At 39.3% G+C, this 22,939-nt stretch carries 16 protein-coding genes and 1 pseudogene; 15 read left to right on the top strand and 2 right to left on the bottom strand.

What is annotated here, in order from left to right:
* The first annotated feature begins 1 nt into the window (after position 1).
* Together recO and pdxJ are read left to right on the top strand one after the other, a co-directional pair.
* Complete coding sequence (gene recO, locus ACNSN3_RS11160; RefSeq protein WP_010387802.1) at positions 2-694, top strand: DNA repair protein RecO; 693 nt, start codon at positions 2-4, stop codon at positions 692-694.
* 21 nt (positions 695-715) lie between these two features.
* The gene (gene pdxJ / locus ACNSN3_RS11155) at positions 716-1,447 is read left to right on the top strand and encodes a pyridoxine 5'-phosphate synthase (protein WP_010387803.1); all 732 of its coding nucleotides are present in this window, start codon (positions 716-718) and stop codon (positions 1,445-1,447) included.
* Positions 1,448-1,475: 28 nt separating this feature from the next.
* On the opposite strand, the gene barA is transcribed toward pdxJ, so the two are convergent.
* Entirely contained in the window at positions 1,476-4,262 is a 2,787-nt protein-coding gene (gene barA, locus ACNSN3_RS11150) for a two-component sensor histidine kinase BarA (RefSeq protein WP_171039095.1), read from the bottom strand.
* A 102-nt stretch (positions 4,263-4,364) separates the two neighbouring features.
* Between barA and rlmD the strand changes: the two genes are divergently transcribed.
* The 6 genes from rlmD (at position 4,365) to ACNSN3_RS11120 (ending at position 12,976) form a co-directional block, all read left to right on the top strand.
* Positions 4,365-5,690 (top strand): 23S rRNA (uracil(1939)-C(5))-methyltransferase RlmD, encoded by a 1,326-nt coding sequence (gene rlmD / locus ACNSN3_RS11145; protein ID WP_418607370.1) that lies wholly within the window; start codon positions 4,365-4,367, stop codon positions 5,688-5,690.
* An 8-nt stretch (positions 5,691-5,698) separates the two neighbouring features.
* Positions 5,699-7,855 (top strand): GTP diphosphokinase, encoded by a 2,157-nt coding sequence (gene relA, locus ACNSN3_RS11140; protein WP_010387807.1) that lies wholly within the window; start codon positions 5,699-5,701, stop codon positions 7,853-7,855.
* Entirely contained in the window at positions 7,836-8,660 is an 825-nt protein-coding gene (gene mazG, locus ACNSN3_RS11135) for a nucleoside triphosphate pyrophosphohydrolase (protein ID WP_418607367.1), read from the top strand. Before relA ends, mazG begins: the two co-directional genes overlap by 20 nt.
* 157 nt (positions 8,661-8,817) lie before the next feature.
* Positions 8,818-10,452, top strand: coding sequence for a CTP synthase (locus tag ACNSN3_RS11130; protein ID WP_055013224.1), 1,635 nt, complete (start codon positions 8,818-8,820; stop codon positions 10,450-10,452).
* A gap of 100 nt (positions 10,453-10,552) precedes the next feature.
* Positions 10,553-11,851 (top strand): phosphopyruvate hydratase, encoded by a 1,299-nt coding sequence (gene eno / locus ACNSN3_RS11125; RefSeq protein ID WP_008111781.1) that lies wholly within the window; start codon positions 10,553-10,555, stop codon positions 11,849-11,851.
* Between the two features lie 147 nt (positions 11,852-11,998).
* Positions 11,999-12,976, top strand: coding sequence for a prolyl hydroxylase family protein (locus tag ACNSN3_RS11120; RefSeq protein WP_418607365.1), 978 nt, complete (start codon positions 11,999-12,001; stop codon positions 12,974-12,976).
* 14 nt (positions 12,977-12,990) lie between these two features.
* Here ACNSN3_RS11120 and mutH read toward each other — a convergent pair whose 3' ends face one another.
* Entirely contained in the window at positions 12,991-13,662 is a 672-nt protein-coding gene (gene mutH / locus ACNSN3_RS11115; protein ID WP_054201754.1) for a DNA mismatch repair endonuclease MutH, read from the bottom strand.
* Positions 13,663-14,190: 528 nt separating this feature from the next.
* Between mutH and rppH the strand changes: the two genes are divergently transcribed.
* The 7 genes and pseudogenes from rppH (at position 14,191) to ACNSN3_RS11080 (ending at position 22,939) form a co-directional block, all read left to right on the top strand.
* Positions 14,191-14,709 carry an RNA pyrophosphohydrolase gene (rppH, locus tag ACNSN3_RS11110; protein ID WP_008111786.1) on the top strand — a complete coding sequence of 173 codons (519 nt, stop codon included), beginning with the start codon at positions 14,191-14,193 and terminating at the stop codon, positions 14,707-14,709.
* Positions 14,710-14,732: 23 nt separating this feature from the next.
* Entirely contained in the window at positions 14,733-16,997 is a 2,265-nt protein-coding gene (ptsP, locus tag ACNSN3_RS11105) for a phosphoenolpyruvate--protein phosphotransferase (RefSeq protein ID WP_055013226.1), read from the top strand.
* A 65-nt stretch (positions 16,998-17,062) separates the two neighbouring features.
* Complete coding sequence (locus ACNSN3_RS11100; RefSeq protein WP_055013227.1) at positions 17,063-17,872, top strand: sulfite exporter TauE/SafE family protein; 810 nt, start codon at positions 17,063-17,065, stop codon at positions 17,870-17,872.
* 12 nt (positions 17,873-17,884) lie between these two features.
* Positions 17,885-18,688, top strand: coding sequence for a prolipoprotein diacylglyceryl transferase (lgt, locus tag ACNSN3_RS11095; protein ID WP_010387815.1), 804 nt, complete (start codon positions 17,885-17,887; stop codon positions 18,686-18,688).
* A gap of 13 nt (positions 18,689-18,701) precedes the next feature.
* Positions 18,702-19,382, top strand: a pseudogene (locus ACNSN3_RS11090) (thymidylate synthase); the annotation flags it as partial.
* A 207-nt stretch (positions 19,383-19,589) separates the two neighbouring features.
* Positions 19,590-20,852 carry a tyrosine-type recombinase/integrase gene (locus ACNSN3_RS11085; RefSeq protein ID WP_418607363.1) on the top strand — a complete coding sequence of 421 codons (1,263 nt, stop codon included), beginning with the start codon at positions 19,590-19,592 and terminating at the stop codon, positions 20,850-20,852.
* Positions 20,852-22,939, top strand: coding sequence for a hypothetical protein (locus tag ACNSN3_RS11080; protein WP_418607361.1), 2,088 nt, complete (start codon positions 20,852-20,854; stop codon positions 22,937-22,939). Before ACNSN3_RS11085 ends, ACNSN3_RS11080 begins: the two co-directional genes overlap by 1 nt.

Below are 22,939 nucleotides of genomic sequence, written 5' to 3'. Positions count from 1 at the left end.
TATGGACAGCGACTTTTACAAAGCCTATTTATTACATCGACGTCCCTATAGTGACTCGCAAGTAATGTTAGATATGCTGGTAGAAGGCGTTGGCCAGCTTAGAATGCTCGCACGAGTTAGTGGCCGCCAGGCCACTAAACATAAAGCCCAATTGCAACCATTTCAATCCTTACTCGTCCATTACAATGGCAAATACGATTTAAAATATATTAATAAATTTGAGCTCTACGGCAACCCATTATTTCTAACTGGTGATAAGCTTTATTGTGGCTTTTATTTAAATGAGCTAACTAATCGCATTGTGCCGATTAATGAGCCCATTGATCAAGTTTTTCAACTTTATAAAACACACCTAGAAAACCTTAATAGTGGTACTGACATGCAAGCGGTACTGCGCTCTTATGAATTTCAATTGTTAGAGTTACTAGGATATGGTGTTGATTTTAGTTTTGATGCGGACGGTGAGCCAATTGACGAGGCACAAACGTATAGCTATTTTGCAGAAGTAGGGTTTTCGGTGCAACATGACACGCGTTCTGGATTTACCGGTTCACAACTTAATGCCATAGCAAATCATGACTTTAGCCAAGCGGATGTGTTATATATGGCAAAGCAATTAAGTCGTTATTTATTAAAGCCATTATTGGGCAATAAGCCATTAAAAAGTCGTGAGTTATTTATTAGCTCTCAATAAACAAATTTCACAGGTACAAACATGAAAGATATTCTTCTAGGCGTGAATGTAGATCATATTGCAACGCTTCGCCAAGCTCGAGGTACTTCTTACCCAGATCCAGCCCATGCAGCCAGTGTTGCAGAGCATGCCGGTGCTGATGGCATTACGATTCATTTACGCGAAGACCGCAGACACATTCAAGACCGCGATGTGTATGTGATGGCTAAAACCATTCAAACACGTATGAACCTTGAAACCGCAGTAACCGATGAAATGATTGCGATTGCACTTGAGGTTAAACCTGAATATGTTTGCTTAGTACCTGAAAAACGTGAAGAGCTTACTACCGAAGGCGGCTTAGATGTAGCGGGTAATATTGATAAAATCGCCGCAGCGACTAAAACTTTAACGCAAGCCGGTATTAAAGTGTCACTGTTTATAGATGCCGATAAAGCGCAGTTAGACGCTGCAAAAGCCTGTGGTGCGCCTTATGTTGAAATTCATACTGGTGCGTATGCTGATGCCACAAACGATGAAGACACCGCGAAAGAGCTTGAACACATCCGCCAAGGCGTTAAGTATGCAGCGAGTATTGGCTTAATTGTTAATGCCGGCCATGGTTTGCATTATCACAACGTGAAGCCAATTGCAGCGATGCCAGAGATTTACGAGCTTAATATTGGTCACGCTATTATTGCCCGTGCAGCGATTGATGGTTTAGATAAAGCAGTGCGTGACATGAAACGCTTAATGCTTGAAGCTCGCGCTTAGAATCATAAATAACAATAGACAAGACGAGCTATAGCTCGTCTTTTTTATTGTTGTTATCAATGTTGGCATCAACAAGTAAGTTTTCCAGCTCGTCTTGAAGTTCAAACAGTTCGGGCTCTATATTATCAAGTACGCATTCATTTTTTAGTGATGTTTCGATCGTTTCAGCTAAGGTTTTTAGCTTTGGTACGCCGGTGTAGCAACACGCTCCATGAAACTTATGGATCACGCTGAGTACTTGAGGGCAATCATTGCTGACTATTGCTTGATTTAATAAGTTTAGGGTTTCAGGCACGCTTAATAACAACATGTTAAGCATTTCATTGGCTAATTCAGGCTTACCGCCTGCACGTTGCAGTGCCAACGTCCAATCAAGCCGAGTGCTATCAAAAGGCGCGGTGCTATGTTCAAATGTGCTTTTTGACTTATCACGGCTTACAGGTAACTGCGGACTATGATCGCAAATAATTTGATTGAGCATATCTTCGTCAATTGGCTTGGTTAAATAGCCTTCAAAGCCATCTTTTAATAATTGCTCTTTTTCACTATTAAGTGCATGCGCCGTTACGGCAATAATAGGTGTATCTTCATTTAAAGATGACTCTTTAATGAGTTTACAGGCTGTAATGCCATCCATTATCGGCATTTGAATATCCATAAAAATCACATCATATTTATGACTTTTACTTAAGCTGTAAGCTTGTGAACCATTATGGGCAGTATCAATCAATTCCACCTGTTCATTGAGTAGGGTGTATATTAATTTTAAATTAGCGTCGTTATCATCTACCACTAATACTTTTAATGGCAGTAGAGTTTGTTCATGCTGATCTATGTTATGCGCAGGGTGATCAAGTCGATATGGTGCGGCTAATAACTCACATAATTTACGATGGTTGAGCGGTTTACTTAAACAGGCATCTGCACCGCTGCCTATAAAAGCTTCACGCATATTGTGTGATACAGTATTAAGCATTAAATATAAATAATCGGTTGATTCTCTAACCGCTTTTACATAGCTTTTTAAGCGCTGCATATCGTCAACCGATGCCATGTGACCAATAAGGCATATATCAAAATTAATCTCTGATTTCTCGATACACTCTAAAAATTCACTTTCGCTATGACATCGAGTGACGCTAATTTTCCACTCTTGTAATAATGAAACAACGGCATGATGAGTATGCTTATGTGGCTCTAGATAAAGAACACGTTTACCAATTAATGACTGGGTAGGCAAATCGTTGATAAATACATGATTTGGTAATCTAAATACGCCATTAAAAGTAAAGCATGTGCCACTACCTGGAGCTGAATTTAAGGTAATACGGCCATTCATTGCTTCAACAATATGTTTAGTAATAATAAGCCCTAAGCCAGTGCCACCAAATTTACGGGTGATACTGGAGTCGGCTTGGCCAAAGGCGGTAAATAACGCGTCTTGTTTATCGGCAGGAATACCCACCCCGGTGTCAGCCACCGACACTAAAATGGAAGTACGCTCCTCATCCAACAAACGATGGCTAATATCGACTTTAATGGCGCCTTTTTCAGTAAATTTTATAGCGTTACTTAATAGGTTAATAAGTACTTGTTTAAATCGAGTGGGGTCGCCGGTTAAGTGATCGGGCACCTGAGGGTTTATATAAATAGAGAGCTCAAGTTGTTTGTCGTGAGCGCTAGGTGCCAGTAATGTCATCACTTCGTTTACGCTATCGCGTAATTGAAATTGAATCGATTCAAGCTCCATAGCACCCGCTTCTAATTTGGAGAAGTCTAATATATCGCTAATAATGGTCAGTAAGCTGTTTGCTGAAAGCTCAATGGTATCAAGGTAATCTTTTTGGTTTTTATTTAGCGGTGTTTTATAAAGCTGGCGAGTAAAGCCAATAACCCCATTAAGTGGTGTGCGCAGTTCATGACTCATTTTTGCTAAAAAGTCAGACTTAACGCGGTTAGCATCTTGGGCTTCTTTTTTAGCCATAGTGAGCTGTATATTTTGTGTTTCGTATTGCTCAAGCGTTTCGCGGTAATCACTAGTTGCTTGATCAATATTTTTTTGCATTTCGTCTTTTTGCATCACCATAGAGTGGGATATGGTATTGAGTCCTTCACGCAATAGTTCAAACTCACCATTCATGGGCTCAGTTAACCCTGTTTGTCTTTTCCCTTCAATCAACCTGTCGGTAGCAAGTACTAACTTATTTAGCGGTGTCATAAACATACGGCTAAGTTTTAGTGCTAAAATAGCTGCTAATACTAAGGCAAGAATAATAATAATACCGCTGACTAATAATGCGCGTTGCTGACCAATAACAGCTTTGTCGCGATTAAGTTGGATCACTACGGTACCTAATGTGGTCTGAAACTCAGAGGTATTCCAATCGCTATTAGGTGTTGTGTGATTAATAATAGGGGTAAAAAAAGTCACTAACTCTTCAGTTTGCTGAACATGTGTGGCTTTAAAACTGTCTATTTGTGTTTGCTCAATTAAGGTATCGAACGAGCGATGATAGTTACTAGTTATAATAAGTTGGTTGTTATCATTAAAAATAGCAATTGATTTAATCGCCGGTGAGTGTTTGTTATGTGTATAACGAATCACGCGATTAAGTAGTTTTTTATTTTTTTCCAGTAAAGGTTGTTCAAGAGCAATCGCTAAAGGCTCAGAAATTGTTGTGCCTTGTTGATATAAAATTTCATCAAGCTCAATGTAACGATTTATTGTAAAATAACCACCTAGTAATAGCCCAATGATCACTGTGGGGATCAGGGTGAGTGTTAAAACAGAATCGCGCAAGCCTAGTTTGGTCATAATCTGAGCATTATTATCATTTTTATTAAATGTGAGTATATACATACTCATAGCTATTCTCAAAGTAGAGACGTAATTCATCAACCTTTAAGGTAATGCCTCATGGCACAAATATTTAAAGCAAAGAAAAAACCACTACAACAGCAATCGCTAGAACTCGATATTACAGCAATGGATCACCATGGCCGTGGTATTGCTAAGTACAATAATAAAGTGTGTTTTGTTAGTGGAGCATTACCTGGTGAGCGAGTAAAAGCCAAGTTGGTTGATGATAAAGCACGTTACAGCCAAGCTGATACGCTTAAAATAATTAAAGCTAGTGAATATCGCACAGCGCCTATTTGTGAACATTACAGTCAGTGTGGTGGTTGCCAGCTACAGCATTTAGATACCACAAAACAGGTAATTGAAAAGCAAGCTGCGGTGAATCAATTATTTGCCAAGTTTGCAAAATTAACTGATTTAAACTGGCAAGCCCCGCTGCAAAGCCAAGCAACTCATTATCGACGCAGTGCTCGAATAGCTGTTATGTTCGACAAGGCTGCAAAAAAAATGCGGGTAGGCTACAGAGCACGTGGCTCTAAAAGCATTGTTAGCATTAATCAGTGCCCAGTATTAAGTGACGTATTTGCCGATGTATTTAATGTATTTGATAAAGTCATTAATCAAAACAAGACGCTACACAGTATTAGTCATTTACAATTATGTGCCGCTGATGAACAATCTTTTATTGTTATCCGCCATACCAAAGCGATTTTACCTCATGATAAGGCGTTTGTTGAGCAAAGTGTGGCAGCTCATAATTGGCAGTTAGTGTGGCAAAGTGACAGTGATACTATTGATCATTCACATTTAGCTATGCCATTTTATAAACTTGAACAGTTAAATATAACGTTTGAGTTTGGGCTCAGTAACTTTATTCAGGTTAATGCGAGTGTAAATCAAGCGATGCTGATCCAAGCTGCAAACTGGTTAGCACTTCAAGGCGATGAAAATGTTCTGGATTTATTTTGTGGTATTGGTAACTTCTCTTTAGTGTTAGCGAAACAAGCTAAAACAGTAACAGGAATTGAGGGCGTAACTTCGGCGGTTGCATTAGCAACACAAAATGCGCACACTAACTCTATTACTAATACCCAGTTTCATTGTTTTGATTTAACCACGAGCATTAAAAAAGCGCCGTGGTTTAATAAAGAATTAGATGTTTTAGTACTCGACCCCTCACGCACTGGTGCGATGGCAGTTTTAGAACAGCTTCCATTAACGCAGTTTAAAGCGATTTTATACGTTTCTTGCGACCCTGTTACTTTAGCCCGTGACAGCGCTATTATTTCGCAAGCCGGCTTTGAGCTGAACAAGATAGGGCTAATGAATATGTTTCCTCACACGGGGCATATCGAAACTATGGCGTTATTTCAACGGAGGTAAAGCGCATTATGGTAGCGACACGTCAATCTCATCAACATGATAAAGCGGGTGACTTTTTTTCACGCGTAGAATCTCTTGATTTGTCTCAAGAAAAAATCAGCTTACTCAACAAAGCGCAGCAGCTTTGCCAAACGTGCGATAACAGCGAACGACAAAATACCGCTATAGAAATGGTGGAGATTTTAGTTGAGTTAAATTTAGATGCTGACTCTTTAGCCACAGCCTATTTAACCCCTTATTATTTAAATGATGTAGTGAGCATTGATGCGGTAGAAGAGCATTTAGGCAATCATGTTGCAGTGCTGCTTACAGGTGTGTCACAAATGGCTACCATAAGTACCTTAGCTCATCAAGGCAACGGCACTGTGCAAGTTGATAATATTCGCCGGATGCTGCTTGCTATGGTGGAAGATGTGCGCGCTGTGGTGATTAAATTAGCCGAACAGGTTTGCCATTTACGCAATGTCAAAGATGCCGCAGAAGAAGAGCGAGTAGTTGCCGCCAAAGAGACCGCTGATATATTTGCACCGCTTGCCAATCGTCTTGGTATTGGTCAATTAAAATGGGAGCTTGAGGATTTAGCTTTTCGTTATTTGCACCCCGATATTTATAAAAACATTGCCAAGCAGCTCGATGATAAGCGCCTTGCCCGTGAAGCGTATATGGTTGATATGGTTGAACAGGTCAAACAACGCCTCCATGAAGCGGGTATTAAAGCTGAGGTGTACGGCAGGCCAAAACATATCTACAGCATTTATAAAAAAATGGCGAAAAAGAACTACGAGTTTGATCAGCTATTTGATATACGCGCTATGCGAATTGTGGTTGAACGATTACAAGACTGCTACGGTGCTCTAGGTATAGTGCACACTAATTGGCGTCATTTAAATAAAGAGTTTGACGATTACGTTGCGACCCCAAAACAAAATGGCTATCAATCTATTCATACGGTTGTGTTTGGTCCTGAGGGTAAAACCGTTGAAATTCAAATACGAACACACGACATGCATCAAGATGCAGAGCTGGGTGTCGCCGCGCATTGGATGTACAAAGAAGGCGCATTACCAGGGCGTGGTTCAGGCTATGAGCAAAAAATTAGCTGGTTGCGTAAATTACTGCAATGGCAAGAAGAAGTGGTTGATGGCAGCGATTTAGCACAAGAGCTTAAAAACCAAGTGGTTGAAGATCGTGTGTATGTGTTTACCCCTCGAGGCGATATTTTTGACTTACCACTGGGGGCAACGCCTCTTGATTTTGCTTACTACATTCACTCCAATGTAGGGCATCGATGTATTGGCGCAAAAATATTTGGCAAAATAGTGCCATTTACTCATCAGTTAAGCACTGGTGACCAAGTTGAAATACTAACCCAAAAGCAGCCAAACCCAAGCCGTGATTGGTTAAACCCGTCGCTGGGATATATTAAATCGTCTCGCGCTAGAGCCAAAATCCACCATTGGTTTAAACAGCTCGACCGCGATAAAAATTTAAGTGCGGGTAAAGAAATCCTTGATAACGAATTACAAAAATTAGAGCTAACTTATAAAGATTTAGATCCTGCTATAAAGCGTTTTAATTTTAGAGAACTTGATGACTTAATGGTCGCCATTGGCGCAGGCGATATTCGTCTTAACCAAATGCTTAACTTTATTACCGACAGAACAGAGCATGAGCCGGTAATTCGTTTCAAATCGCCTAGTAAAGTGACTGGTGACAAAAACGGTATTGTGGTGGATGGGGTCGGTAGTTTAATGAGCCATGTTGCTCGTTGTTGTCGCCCAGTACCTGGGGATGAAATTATTGGGTATATTACTCAAGGGCGCGGTATTGCGGTGCACCGAGAGGATTGTGATTCGTTTAGTAATTTAAAAAACAAGCACCCCGAGCGTGTTATTTCAGTGAGTTGGTCAGATGATATTAGTAGCTCTTATGCCTTAACTATTCGCATTGAAGCCAGCGATCGTTCTGGGCTAATTCGTGACATCAGCTCAGCACTTGCCAATGAAAAAGTTAATGTGCTCAATATGAACGTAAACACGGTTGATAGCACTCAAACTGCTATTTTTGTGATGCAAATTGAAGTGCATGACTTACAGGGCACTAATAAAGTACTGTCTAAGCTACATCAGATCGAAGGGGTGCACAGTGCAAAACGAGGGCAGTAATCAGGCTAACAATGAGGCTTTAAGCCAACTGCTGGAAATAATGCAAACACTGAGAAACCCTGAGGGCGGATGCCCTTGGGATCTCAAGCAAACGTTTGCGTCAATCGTACCTCACACTCTTGAAGAAGCCTATGAAGTGGCTGATTGTATTGAGCGCGACGATTTAAGTGAACTTAAAGGTGAACTAGGTGATCTGTTATTTCAAATAGTGTTTTATGCGCAACTAGCGCAAGAGCAGCAATTATTTGATTTTAATGATGTAGTGGCTCAATTAAATGAGAAGCTGGTATGTCGTCATCCACATGTATTTTCATCGCAAGACACCCCCACAACTGATGCCGAATTAGCCGCACAATGGCAAGCAATAAAAGCACAAGAGCGTGCTATTAAACTCAAAGGTGAAAGCTCGTCACTTTGGCAAGATATACCAAACAGTTTACCTAGCTTAACAAAAGCCAAAAAAATTCAGCAACGTGTAGCCGCTTTAGGCTTTGACTGGCCCACTTATCATGGCGCTATAGATAAGGTGAGTGAGGAAGTTGAGGAAGTCAAAGAAGCCTTAGAACATGACCCGTACTCAGCGCATACAGCAGAAGAGCTAGGTGATTTGTTGTTTGCTACCGTGAATGTAGCGCGCCATGTTAAACGTGATCCAGAACAATTGCTTCGCAGTGCCAACGATAAGTTTTCTGCACGATTTGAAAAGGTGCAGAATTACTTAATTGCCCAGGGTAAATGTATTGAGTCAGCGTCTTTAGAGGAAATGGATGCGGCATGGGATGCAATAAAAAAATTAAATAAATAGGGACATAAAAAATGTCTGTTTTTTGTGCACAGATTTGCTATTTATAGCTGGATTGCTTAGCTATGTTTTGGTACAATTTCGCCCCGTCTTGTTTATATTCCAAAATCACTTGTTTGGGTATTATATTCCTTTTAATTCCTGATATTCTAGGGTTCGCATGAGTACAAAATTTATCTTCGTTACTGGCGGAGTTGTTTCTTCGTTGGGTAAAGGTATTGCAGCAGCATCATTGGCCGCTATTTTAGAAGCCCGTGGCTTAGATGTTACCATTCTAAAGCTGGATCCTTACATCAACGTTGACCCAGGCACAATGAGCCCAATTCAACACGGTGAAGTATACGTTACCGAAGACGGCGCAGAAACGGACCTTGATTTAGGTCACTACGAACGTTTTATTCGCACCAAAATGACCAGCCGTAATAACTTTACGCAAGGGCGTGTATATGAAGATGTGCTACGTCGTGAAAGACGTGGTGAATATCTTGGCGCAACTATTCAGGTTATTCCTCATATTACCAATGACATTAAGCAACGTGTTTATGATGGCGCAGAAGGCCATGATATAGCAATCGTTGAAATTGGTGGTACGGTAGGCGATATTGAATCACAACCATTTATCGAAGCAATTCGTCAAATGGGCACAGAAATTGGTCGTGAACGCGCACTTTTCATTCACTTAACCTTAGTGCCATTTTTAGGCCCTGCAGGTGAAGTGAAAACAAAACCAACTCAGCATTCAGTTAAAGAGTTACGCTCGGTAGGTATTCAACCAGATATTCTTATTTGTCGCTCAGACCGTAAGCTGCCAAATAACGAGCGTGCAAAAATTGCATTGTTCACAAACGTTGAAGAAAAAGCCGTTATTTCACTGCCTGATGTAGACAGTATTTATAAAATCCCTGCGTTATTAAAATCGCAAGAGTTAGATAACTTTGTATGTCGTCGTTTTCATTTAGACGCGCCTGAAGCTGATTTAGCTGAGTGGGAACAAGTATTGTATCAAGAGTCTAACCCAACGGGTGAAGTGACAATTGGTATGGTAGGTAAATACATTGAATTACCAGATGCATACAAATCAGTAAACGAAGCATTAAAACATGCTGGATTAAAAAATCGTTTAACTATTAATATCCAATACGTTGATTCACAAGACTTAGAAACCAAAGGAACGGATGTTCTTTCTCGCTTAGATGCTATTTTAGTGCCAGGTGGTTTTGGTGGTCGTGGTGTTGAAGGTAAGATTTTAGCGGCAAAATATGCTCGTGAAAACAAAGTGCCTTACTTAGGTATTTGTTTAGGTATGCAGGTTGCGCTTATTGAATACGCACGAAATGTTGCCGGTTTAGTTGATGCAAACTCAACTGAATTTAACGCAAATTCAGAGTCGCCAGTGGTTGGTTTAATCACTGAGTGGTTAGATGCCGAAGGTAATGTTGAATTACGTGACGAAAAGTCTGATTTAGGTGGCACTATGCGTTTAGGCGCACAAAAATGTCATTTAACACCAGGCTCTAAAGTACATGATGTGTATGGTAGCGACGAAATTGTTGAACGTCATCGTCACCGTTATGAAGTTAACAACAACTTTGTAGCACAACTTGAGCAAGCTGGTTTAAGCTTTACAGGTTTATCTGAAGATAAAAAACTAGTAGAGATTATTGAGAATAAAGATCATCCTTGGTTTATTGCAGCGCAATTCCACCCGGAATTCACTTCAACACCACGTGATGGTCACCCGCTATTTGAAGGGTTTGTAGCTGCGGCTCATACCTATCAAAAAGCGTCTTCGTAATATAAAAAGGCTGTGCATGATGCGCGGCCTTTTTTGTTTCTAAGGCTAGCCAAACTCAGGTTAGCCGCACTCACCATTTTGGGAATATAGAGGAATCAAGATGTCAGAAATCGTAAAAGTAATCGGTCGTGAAATTATGGACTCGCGTGGTAACCCAACTGTTGAAGCTGAGGTATATTTAGCTGATGGTTCATGGGGCCGTGCTGCTGCACCTTCAGGTGCATCTACAGGAACTCGCGAAGCATTAGAATTACGTGATGGTGATAAAGCGCGTTACTTAGGTAAAGGCGTATTAAAAGCGGTTGGCTTCATTAATAATGAAATTGCAGAAGCGCTAAAAGGTCAAAACGCACTTGCTCAAAGTGATGTAGACCAAGTAATGCTTGATTTAGATGGTACTGAAAACAAAGAAAAACTAGGTGCTAATGCTATTTTAGCGGTTTCACTTGCTAACGCAAAAGCGGCTGCACAATCTAAAAAAGTAGAGCTATACGAGCACATTGCTGACTTAAATGGCACGCCAGGTGTTTACTCTATGCCACTACCAATGATGAACATCATCAACGGCGGTGAGCACGCTGATAACTCAGTAGATATTCAAGAATTTATGGTTCAGCCAGTAGGTGCTACTAACTTCCGTGAAGCATTGCGTATGGGTGCTGAAGTATTTCATAGCCTAGCTAAGGTACTTAAAGCAGATGGACATTCAACAGCTGTAGGTGACGAAGGTGGTTTTGCACCAAACCTTGCATCAAACGAAGCTGCACTTGCAGCTATTAAAGTGGCTGTTGCAAATGCCGGTTATGAGCTTGGTAAAGATATTACCCTTGCACTTGATTGTGCGGCCTCTGAGTTTTATAACAAAGAAGCAAATATCTATGACCTTAAAGGTGAAGGTAAGCAATTTACATCTGAAGAGTTTAACCACTTCTTAAAAGATTTAACTGAGCAATACCCAATTGTATCAATTGAAGATGGTTTAGATGAGTCTGATTGGGATGGCTTTGCACACCAAACCAAACTAATGGGCGATAAAGTTCAATTAGTGGGTGATGATTTATTCGTAACCAATACTAAGATTTTAAAACGCGGTATTGATAACGGTATTGCCAATTCAATCTTAATTAAATTTAACCAAATTGGTTCATTAACAGAGACGTTAGCTGCAATCAAAATGGCAAAAGATGCAGGTTTTACAGTGGTTATTTCTCACCGTTCTGGTGAAACTGAAGATGCAACTATTGCTGATTTAGCAGTAGGTACTGCTGCAGGTCAAATTAAAACGGGTTCATTAAGCCGTTCAGATCGTGTTGCTAAGTACAACCAATTGCTACGTATTGAAGAGCAATTAGGCGCTAAAGCACCGTACAATGGTTTAAAAGAAGTTAAAGGTCAGTAATTCTCTAATCAGAATCTGATATTTAAGATTATAAAAATCCTCGCTTATGCGGGGATTTTTTTAAGGAATAAAATATAACACTTCAAAGGTTTATTAATTGTAAAATTTTTGTTATTTTTACGCTGCTATAAAAACAATAAAATGATTATGAAAAATAATAACTATGTTACTCACCTAATCAATGCCAAATATCATGGCACGCTTCCTCCACAGCAGAAAATACTATCTTTTGCGCTAACTAATCCTGAGTTTGTTAGCCATTGGTTGTGCCATGCGCTTTCATCTTCAAATTCATCACAGGAATTAGCTATTGTTTTATGCTTAGCTAAGCATCATAAAATTGAAGCTCTTCAGGTTTTATCTCAATTTTGGCCAACTAAATCTGCAGATCAGCTATTAACCATTAAGTTTGAAAAATATGTATCAGGCCTTCCTAAGTCTATAAGGCAGAGTGTTGAAACTGATTTAATAGGTTTGTGGACTAGCTTAATTATGCCATTGAATATTGAATCCTATGAACAATCATTACCCGTTGCAACAATAGAAACGCAACTAACGAATGAGTTAGCTCAGGAAGTTATAAAACTTGCTAATAATAATTTAAATTTAGCCGGAGTGTATGCTGAAAACTCTACAAGACAAAAAGTTACAGGCATCAGAGACAATGAGCAACTTATAACACAATTACCAGTCGATAATATTCTAATAGCAATATTACAGCGCCTCATGTGTTCAGATGACTATACTGACTTAGCATATGCTGAGCCTATGGTTATTTATCGTTATACACAAGGGCAACAATATAAATGGCACTACGATTTTATTACACCTTCAAATGAAAATGCTAAGCAAGAGCTTAATTTTTTTGGACAACGTAAACGAACTCGGATCATTAATTTAAATGATCGATTTGAAGGTGGTGAGACTACTTTTAAAGATTGGGATATAAGTATTAAAGCGAAGCAGGGGCAAGTGATTAAATTTAATAATATGATTGGTAATCGGGTTGATAAAAATTCAGTGCATAGCGGTAAACCAATCTTATTAGGTGAAAAGTGGATTTGTACGCTTTGGATGCGAGAAAAGCCTTTTTGGTTACGCGAATCTATTTGGTGTGAAAATTAATATCGAACAAATAATTACAACTGAAATTGCTGCTTTAAAATCTCGCCGGTAAAACTGGTTTTTAAGTAAAAGCCACGTGGCAGAGTTTTTATAATTTGTCCGTTTGGGCCTATTGCATCGGTAACAATATGGCTATTGGCTGCTTTTGGTCGTATTTGCATTACATCCCCTAAATGACCTGAAATTTCATCAATTCTACCAAGAGCTATAAGCTCCATTTGTTCTTCCCAGTCTCGCTGCAATTGTGCATCTTGCGCGGGGGAAGGTTGCCACAAAAAGCCACTGCCTATGGTTCTATCAAAAGGAGCGATATCGCGCTCACTTAAAATAGGTAACCATAAAACATGATTCAACTTTTTACGTACGCTACTTGTGTGCCACGTCATGCCAGTTACATTCATTAGCGGGGTGACCGACACAAAGGTGGTTTCTAGCGGTTTACCTTTATATGAAATAGGCAATGTTTTAAGCTCTATGCCTAAATCTTCAAAGTCGGGGAGCGGTTTTGAACCAGCGGTTGCGCCTAATACATACTCAATCAGTTGACCTGTCCAGCCTTTTTCACGCAATAAATCATCTGGCGTTTTAAAGTGGTATTGCTGTGCTAGTTGTCCAAGTGTGAGCCCTGCAATATTATTGACACGTTGCATTAGTTGATTAATTGAATGAGGTTTTAAAGGTTGCATACTGTTAATTTAGTTGAATAAATACCAACGCCATGATAGCAAATTAGCTTGATAGTGGATATCTTTAGCGGTTGGTTGATTTTTATACGTGCAGTGGTTGGTGCAATTTTATGCACTGCTTTAAAACGCTAAAATTAACTAAGTAACTGAACTACATTGTTTTTTTTGTTTTTGGTGTTCAGTTTTAATTAAGGTCTATAATTGTTGTAAGGATAAATACAGATGTATAAACATGTTTATCCACAGATTCTGTGGAGAACATCACTTTTTTGATCTTGTATTGTGGATTTGTTTGGTAAATGAGCGTGTTTTACAAAAGTTATGCACAAGCTGTGAGTAACCAGCACAAACAGTGTGGTTTTTATGTATTTACGTATGGCAGTGTTGTTTGTTATTCACATGCAATGGATTTCGCCATTAATTTGCCTTAAGCGAAGGTGTTAACGAGGCTTGCACGTAATAGTATTTGCCGTATTGCAGCTAATGTGGAACAATCATAAAAAATCGACTTACAAATGAGGCACTAAGGTGATTGATGCCGAAGGTTTTCGTGCCAATGTCGGAATTGTAATTTGCAATAATCAGGGGCAAGTGTTTTGGGCCAGACGCTATGGTCAACATTCTTGGCAATTTCCCCAAGGTGGTGTTGATGATGGTGAAACACCAGAACAAACTATGTACCGTGAATTACACGAAGAAGTAGGTTTGCGACCAGAAGATGTAGAAATAGTTGCAAGCTCAAAACATTGGTTACGCTATAAATTACCCAAACGATTAATCCGCCGAGATTCAAGTCCGGTGTGTATTGGGCAAAAACAAAAATGGTTTTTACTAAAACTGCGCTGTAAAGATGAAGATGTTAACTTACTGAAAACCCATCATCCGGAATTTGATGATTGGCGATGGGTAAGTTATTGGTATCCGGTTAGACAGGTTGTGTCGTTTAAACGGGACGTTTATCGACGTGTTATGAAAGAGTTTGCTCCCTTTGCTATGCCCTTTAATAAGCGAGAGCAACAAAAAGATCACTGGCGAAATAAAAGGTAGTTTTACATAAAAAGGAGCAGTGTATGCTGGCAACACTCAGAGCGATAGCTGAGTCTGTTTCGCAACAAGCGAATTTAGACGACGCGTTAGTGTGCTTTGTGAAAATGGTAAAAGATGCTATGAATACCCAGTGCTGCTCCATTTATTTTGCAGATTACAGCCAAGATAATTTTGTACTGATGGCTACCGAAGGGTTAAACCCTGATGCGGTGGGCAAATTTAGAATTGGCTTTACCGAGGGTTTAGTTGGGCTTGTTGCTCAGCGTGAAGAAGCAATTAACATTGCCTTTGCCAAGTCGCATCCTCGTTTTAAACTCTCCCCAGAAGTTAACGAAGAAGGTTATAACGCCTTTTTGTCTGTGCCTGTTGTTCATCAAAAAAAAGTGTTAGGTGTTATTGTTGTTCAACAGAAAATGGCGCGGGTATTTTCTCAAGATGAGGAGTCGTTTTTAATTACGCTTTCTGCTCAGTTAGCTTCGCAATTAGCCCATGCTGAAATAAAAGAAGTATTACGCCAAGACGAGTCGTCTCATCAAACATCGGTATTAAAAGGGGTTTCTAGCGCACCTGGTATAAGTATTGGTAAAGCTTTTGTTGTTATTCCTAAACTTAATTTTAAGTCCATAGAACTTACTAAGAATAATGATGTCATTGAACAGCGCCGTTTATTCACCCAAGCGGTTGCTGCTACGCGCAAAGAATTTAGCACCTTATCGATGACGTTAAGTGACAGCATACCGCAAGAGGCGTTGGCTGTATTTGATGTATATCAGCAATTACTAGATGCTAAAAGTTTAGGTCATAATGTAGAGACACAATTACAAGAAGGGTGGTGTGCAAAAAGTGCATTAAAAATTGTGATTGAACGTTTAGTTGCACAGTTTAACGAAATGCAAGACCCTTACATTAAAGAGCGTGCGGTTGATGTTAAAGACATTGGCTTACGAGTGCTGCATCACTTAGTGAATACCGAACACGCAATAAAAGACTACCCTGAAAACACCATTTTAATAGCGCACACACTAACGCCAGCTATGTTAGCAGAGGTGCCCAATGAGCGTTTAGCGGGGGTTGTGAGTATTAATGGTTCAGCCAATAGCCATGCCTCTATTTTAACCCGTGCTATGGGCGTGCCTGCGATTTGGGGTATTGAAGATTTACCGTTATTGCAGTTTGATAGTAAAGAAATGATTTTAGATGCTTTTGCTGGGCGTTTATATATTTCGCCTTCGCAAATGCTTATTGATGAGTATACCGAATTACAACACCAAGATAACTTACTCAATAATCGGTTTTTAGAAGAACAAGCACTGCCTTCAATCACGTTAGACGGTGAGCATATTAGTTTATTACTTAATGCAGGGCTTGAGCTTAATACCCAACAAAATAGTGCCCATATTTGTGATGGTGTTGGCCTTTACAGAACCGAAGCATGGTTTATGCAAAAGGGGCAGTTTCCATCGCAACAAGAACAAGAAAAGTGGTACCGAGAAGTACTAAGTAGCTATTACCCTAACCCCGTTGTTATGCGAACGTTAGATATAGGTGGCGACAAAGTTTTAGATTATTTTAACATTACCGAAGAAAACCCGTTTTTAGGATGGCGAGGTATTAGAATTAGCTTAGATCATCCTGAGCTTTTTTTAGATCAACTCAAAGCGATGCTAAAAGCGAATATTGGCTTAGGTAATTTAAAAATAATGCTGCCGATGATCAGTGGCACCGATGAGGTTGAAGAGTCACTGGCATTGTTTAACCAAGCTTATTATGAGTTAAGTGAAGCATTTCCTGAGCAACTAATAGAAAGGCCTGATATTGGTATTATGCTTGAGGTACCTTCAAGTGTATTTATGCTGCCAGAGTGGTCTAGAAAAGTCGATTTTTGTTCAGTGGGTAGTAACGACTTAACTCAGTATTTATTAGCCGTAGACAGAGCAAATGCACGCGTAGCCGATTTATTTAACCCCTACCATCCAGCCGTGTTGCGTGTATTAAATAATATTGCCAGCGAGTGTGAGCACTATGAATTGCCCTTTAGTTTATGTGGGGAGCTTGGTGGCGACCCCGAGGGCGCAATATTACTGATTGCTATGGGTTATAGGCGTTTAAGCATGAACTTATCGTCACTAAACAAAGTGAAGTGGGTGCTAAGGCGCTTAAATGTAAGCGACATGGAACAATTACTGAGCGAATGTTTGGCACAGCCCAACGCTAAACAAGTACTGCGGTTAACTCGTAGTTTTATGATAGAGCATCAGCTAGGTAATTTATTTTATACACCAAAATGATAGAACTGTAATTGTTTATATAATCAATTAAAATATACTTATAATTAAATGTATTAGAGATAACTATGTATGAACTAGGACTTCTAGTTGCAAGTTGTGCGCTGTTAGGCTGCATTGTTGGTTTTTTAGCAGGGTTACTAGGCATAGGCGGTGGTTTAATCATTGTGCCAGTGCTAAGTAGTTTGCTACTTAGTTTTGACGTTGCCGCTGCTGATCATGTGTTAGTTATCGCCATTGCAACATCTTTAGCCTCTATTTTATTTACTTCTACCTCTTCAGCGTTGGCTCATCATAAAAATGATAATGTGCCTTGGGAAATTGCTCCTTGGGTTATGTCGGGCGTGGCCATTGGTGCATTGGTAAGTGGCTTTGCTGCCAGCTTTATCCCTGAGAAAATGTTAAAAACGGTGTTTGCCGTCAGTGTAGTTTTTATTGCAATGAGAATGGTACTTTCTGCTCGTAATAAAGTGAGCGCAGAACACCCTTTGCCCGCAGGCCCCGTGCTAGCTAGTGTTAGTTCGGTAATGGGGGCTTTGTCTGGATTAATTGGCATTGGTGGCGGTGCATTACTTGTGCCTATGTTGCATTATTTTTCGGTTGATATTAAAAAGGCAATTGGTTGCGCTGCTGCATGTGGTATTGTAATTGCCTTTTTTGGGTCTATCGGTTACATCAGCGCTGGGTGGCATGTAACGGACTTAGCGCATGGTTTTATGGGGTTTGTATATTTACCTGCTTTATTTGGGATTGTTGTTACCTCATGGTTTATAGCGCCTATTGGGGCTAAGGCAACACATTACTTACCTGTGAATACAATTAAGAAAGTTTTCGCGATGTTACTGGTTTTCATCGCTATTAAAATGGTTTTTAGCTAAAGGTTTATTTTTATGGCACTGGAGTTTCCTCAAATTGATCCAATAATATTTTCTGTTGGACCACTTAGCGTTCGTTGGTATGGGTTAATGTACTTAATTGGTTTTGCGTTTGCGATGTGGTTTGCTAATCGTCAAGCTAAAAAACCAGGGTCGGGTTGGACTAAAGACGAAGTCAGTGATTTACTCTTTTACGGCATGCTGGGCGTTATATTAGGTGGGCGTATTGGTTATGTTCTGTTTTATCAATTTAGTTATTTTATCGAAAACCCCTTATATTTATTTAGAATCGATCAGGGTGGTATGTCGTTTCATGGCGGCACACTTGGGGTGATCACTGCGATTGCTATTTTTGCTTACAAGCGTAAAAAGTCCTTATTGCAAGTCGGTGACTTTGTAGCGCCTTTAGTGCCAGTTGGTTTACTTGCCGGGCGTATAGGTAACTTTATTAACGGCGAATTATGGGGCCGCACTACCGATGTTCCATGGGCAATGGTATTTCCAACTGGAGGCCCGCTTGCACGCCACCCATCACAACTTTACGAAGCTTTTTTTGAAGGTCTAGTATTGTTTGTCATATTATTGTGGTTTATTAAGCGTCCTCGTCCTGCGGGAAGTGTGTCAGGTTTGTTTTTACTGGGTTACGGCGTATTTAGGTTTGGTATTGAGTATTTTCGCCAACCCGATGCGCAATTGGGGTTATTTGCCGACTTCATTTCAATGGGGCAAATTCTATCGTTACCTATGATCATTGGCGGGTTAGGCTTACTTATTTGGGCCTATAAACAACCACAATCGCAAACAGCGGCAAAAGTTTAAAAGAAGAAGTTAGATGAAACAATATTTAGAATTATGTCAGCGCATTGTTGACCAAGGACAGTGGGTTGAAAATAAACGCACCGGTACACGTTGTTTAACGGTTATAAACGCTGATTTAGAATACGATGTGGCGAATAATCAGTTCCCTATGATCACCACTCGAAAGAGCTATTACAAAGCGGCTATTGCTGAATTGTTAGGTTATTTAAGAGGCTATGACAGTGCTGAGCAGTTTCGTAGTATAGGCTGTAAAACCTGGGATGCTAACGCCAATGAAAATAGTGCCTGGCTCAATAATCCTAACCGTAAAGGTGAGGATGATATGGGGCGCGTTTATGGCGTTCAAGGACGTGGCTGGCAACGCCCTGATGGTTCAACATTGGATCAACTGGCAAAGGTCATTAATAATTTAAAAAATGGCATAGATGATCGCGGCGAAATTATTACATTTTACAACCCTGGTGAATTTGAACTTGGTTGCTTGCGCCCATGTATGCACACACATACCTTTTCATTATTGGGCGATACCCTGTATTTAACCTCATATCAACGCAGTTGTGATGTTCCACTAGGACTTAATTTTAATCAAATTCAATGTTTTGTATTACTTGCATTAGTTGCCCAAATTACCGGCCATAAAGCGGGTAAGGCATATCATAAAATTACCAATGCTCATATTTTTAATGAACTAAAAAAAGTATCATACTACCACTGATTGTGAAGTTAAGGCGTATTCTAGTTAGTGAATTTTCATTTTTCACTATTCTTATTTTTCTCAATATAACCTAATATCTCCTAATTTTACTTACTTAGTTTTTTATAAACCCTCCTATAGTTACCTTTAATTTTAAACCCCCATACTTACTTTTTGTATAAAAAATATAATTGACATTATGTAAGTGTGACATATAGTTCAAATATTAGTCATTCAGGGAGAGTCGTTATATCTTGTTCAGAATTAATTAAATGTTACAAACTACCAACTGATGTCGTTTCTCCAATTTCAAATCGAGACATATATATTACCCTCTTAGGTAGCCACTCTCCTGTTATTTATTCGATTGTTGATTCTCAAGGAGTAATAGTAAAGTGTGTTCAAAATTGGCTGCGTTATCTGACAAAATCCATTGGGGTAACAATCACAGACGGTTCGGTAGATCAGTATGGAAGGTCTGTTGTTTACTTTGTTAGATGGATCGAGGAAGAAAAATACTATCCCAACTTGTCTGTAGATGAAGTGCTGGTAATTATTACAAGGCAAGACATTAGGGCTTGGGTTGAGTATATGACTCAGCTGAATTTGTCTCCGTCAACAATCCGTACTAGAGAAGTATGTGTAAAGCAGTTACTTGATTGGTTAACAACGATTGATGGTGGAAATGTAAGGTTACAAGAAAATAGCCCTTATGGGCGAGACCATAATAATAAGCTAAAGTATGTATCAAAATCAGTCAGAAGTAAAAGTCCTAAGTTTATCGACACAAGCACAATTATTTCAGTTCTATCGAAATTCTACAATGAATGTGAACGCTGTATGTTCCATACACAATATGATACGGGATTACGTATTAGCGAAATTATTGAGCTAAGAAAAAGGGATCTGCCAGATTTAGATTTGTACCCAACAACAGCAGAATTTATTCCTATGGTTGTTCAGGGTATGAAAGGACGTGGAGGGCAACCCAAGGAGCGTATTACATTAATTTCACGGGCTGTATTAAACCGAATTAAACGATATCACAACACTATAGATTACAAACTATCTGCAGATTGGGATATGATTGACCCAGATAAACCCGTTTTTTTGACTGTGAATAGATATTCTTGGGGGTATCGTAATGCCAAAAAGCAGTTTGATAGTGCCGTATCAAGGTCAATAGCTCCTGAAGGCTTTACTACCCATTGGCTTCGTCATGGTACTGCTTTTTCAGTGTTGAGGTCGAGCATTGGGCGCGGGTATGAGGACAGAATATTAACTGTGCAGCAAATGTTGGGGCATGCCCACCTTTCGACCACTGAAGTATATACTCAAATATCACCTGCATTGCTAGCTGACTTAACTAAAAAAGGTCATGAAATAGATCGGGCAGATGAAGCTCATAATATACGTAAGGCCACATTCTTGCCACCACTAAAACATAAAGAGCGTCGAGGCCATAAATAATGAACAATATCTACCGTTTAAGCAGGCCGCCAAGACCGACATTTTATGACCCTCATGCTCAAATAAAATGGATGTTTTATCAAGTATATTCAGAACAGACAGTTAAATCAGGTAAAAATGCTACCTATGCGATGGGTAAATATATTAAATTTATTTCTGAAACTGACAGTTATTACAATGAGCTAGCTCAAGATAAGCGATTCTTCTTATCAAAGTATTGGGAAATTGATGCTTTAGTACGTTTTAATCGGTGGTTAAGACAGCAGCAACTAGCAAGTAAAACCAAATACTCACTATATAAGTCCGTAAGGTCGGTCTTAAATATGGCTTATTCGTTATCAGTTATCAATGAAGTGATATATAACGAGCCATTTGACAAAGGCGAAAGGGAAACAGAGACCAATACAGCTTTTGAAACTGATGTTGATTTAAAAATATCTGCTGCTATAGATAAATGGATATACTTGTCTATCAGAGTCTTAAACGGTTATACAAAAACAAATAATGGCATACAGACGCTAGCAGGGAAGTATAAATACAAAGGTGGTCTGAGTGTCGGTGGTATTGTTTATCGTTCAGCTAAAGAGTTGGCGGTAGCGCATAATCTAAAACCTAGTTTAGTTCAAAATAGATTAGCTAACGGTTATTCAATAGAAGAAGCCGTAAAGCCAAATGCCAAATCTAATTACGATTCAGGAATAGCTAAATCAATTATTGTAGAAAATATAGAATACCCATCAGTTTCAAAAGCTGAAAAAGCATACAAAATTTCTGGTGCTAGACACAAATTACTTAAGGGTTACTCAGTTGAGGAGGCCTTTAATTTGCGTCCAAGGTACGCTAAAGCTGGCAGTATAGAGTCGGCTTTGTGGCTATTTGAGGAGAAATATGATTGTAACCCTCGAACAATGCTTGAGCACGTTAAGAGTGATATAAACAACAGCCCATTTAAAGTTAATGACTTACTAGATTACTTTAATCAGTGGGGGGTTTGGTATGGTGTTACTCGTGATTTAGTAATGCCGCTTGTAATTAAGTTAATTTCGCTCACAGGTTTAAATCTAGAGTCTGTTAAAAGTCTTACATTAGATAGTTATCAAGAGTCACACCCTTTAACAGGGCAACCAGTAATTTCTTATTTAAAGGCCCGCTCGGCATCAAAATCTAGAACTATTGATAGAGAGTTACATATCCCTACATTAGAGGTAGAGGAGTTCTTTATTGAGGGTAAGATTCAGGAAGACATTCATTCACTTATACACTTAGTCATTGAGTTAACTAAAACGATTCGCCATTTAGCGGATGATGAAATCAAGGGTAAGTTGTTTATTTTTGAAAACACATCCACGGAGAAAAGGGAAAGTGGTAAAATTTGCTCATTGGATAATCAGATCTTGGTTACGGGTTGGTTGAATTCGTTCCCTAAGAAGAATAAATTATTTGATATGGAAGGCAAGACAATAATATTTAACACGTTAAAGTTTAGGCCTACTCTTGTCAGTAAGATGATTAATCAGGGGGCTGATATATTTCAAGTAAGTGTAGTTTTAGGTCATGGAAGTATAATCACAACAGCTAGATACCTGTCAGAGCATCGCTTACAGCCTAAATTTAATGAGAAAATGAGCAAAGCGATCGATAGTATATCTAAGCGTTCTATAGAGCAAAAAAGCACAACCCCCTATACTGATGTGAACCAATCAAACTTAGAGCCAATCAAAACTTTATCTGGTTGCAGTTGTAAAGACCCGTACAGCCCAAGTAGTAAAGTCAAGGAAGCAACTAATTATAAAGAAGGCTCTTTATGTAAATATTGGAATATGTGTTTATTATGCGACTCATCTTTTATTACTGAAAGCGGGTTGCCAAAGCTAATTAATTATCAGTTAGAGCTTCAAGAATCGTTAGATAAAAACAGTCCATCGGTTTTACCTCGAAAAAAGCTAGTTGAGAGTACTATTGCGCTAATTGATGGCATCCTTCAACCGGATGAAATATTTTCTGAATCAGTTATCGCAAATGCTCATGTGTTGGCGTGTGAACTTGATAATTTGGAAATTGATCAACTTGTCTATCAAGGGTTTTGA

Source organism: Pseudoalteromonas sp. US3C1004 (genome assembly GCF_048401065.1).
Classification (GTDB): domain Bacteria; phylum Pseudomonadota; class Gammaproteobacteria; order Enterobacterales; family Alteromonadaceae; genus Pseudoalteromonas; species Pseudoalteromonas undina.
Note: the sequence above shows the minus strand (reverse complement) of the source record. Positions and strands in the feature narration are given on the sequence as shown.

Excerpts from the sequence above, each read along its gene's own strand:
- recO (WP_010387802.1), top strand. The coding sequence starts at position 2 with ATGGACAGCGACTTTTACAAAGCCTATTTATTACATCGACGTCCCTAT.
- pdxJ (WP_010387803.1), top strand. The coding sequence starts at position 716 with ATGAAAGATATTCTTCTAGGCGTGAATGTAGATCATATTGCAACGCTT.
- barA (WP_171039095.1), bottom strand. The coding sequence starts at position 4,262 with ATGACCAAACTAGGCTTGCGCGATTCTGTTTTAACACTCACCCTGATC.
- rlmD (WP_418607370.1), top strand. The coding sequence starts at position 4,365 with ATGGCACAAATATTTAAAGCAAAGAAAAAACCACTACAACAGCAATCG.
- relA (WP_010387807.1), top strand. The coding sequence starts at position 5,699 with ATGGTAGCGACACGTCAATCTCATCAACATGATAAAGCGGGTGACTTT.
- ACNSN3_RS11130 (WP_055013224.1), top strand. The coding sequence starts at position 8,818 with ATGAGTACAAAATTTATCTTCGTTACTGGCGGAGTTGTTTCTTCGTTG.
- eno (WP_008111781.1), top strand. The coding sequence starts at position 10,553 with ATGTCAGAAATCGTAAAAGTAATCGGTCGTGAAATTATGGACTCGCGT.
- ACNSN3_RS11120 (WP_418607365.1), top strand. The coding sequence starts at position 11,999 with ATGAAAAATAATAACTATGTTACTCACCTAATCAATGCCAAATATCAT.
- mutH (WP_054201754.1), bottom strand. The coding sequence starts at position 13,662 with ATGCAACCTTTAAAACCTCATTCAATTAATCAACTAATGCAACGTGTC.
- ptsP (WP_055013226.1), top strand. The coding sequence starts at position 14,733 with ATGCTGGCAACACTCAGAGCGATAGCTGAGTCTGTTTCGCAACAAGCG.
- ACNSN3_RS11100 (WP_055013227.1), top strand. The coding sequence starts at position 17,063 with ATGTATGAACTAGGACTTCTAGTTGCAAGTTGTGCGCTGTTAGGCTGC.
- lgt (WP_010387815.1), top strand. The coding sequence starts at position 17,885 with ATGGCACTGGAGTTTCCTCAAATTGATCCAATAATATTTTCTGTTGGA.
- ACNSN3_RS11080 (WP_418607361.1), top strand. The coding sequence starts at position 20,852 with ATGAACAATATCTACCGTTTAAGCAGGCCGCCAAGACCGACATTTTAT.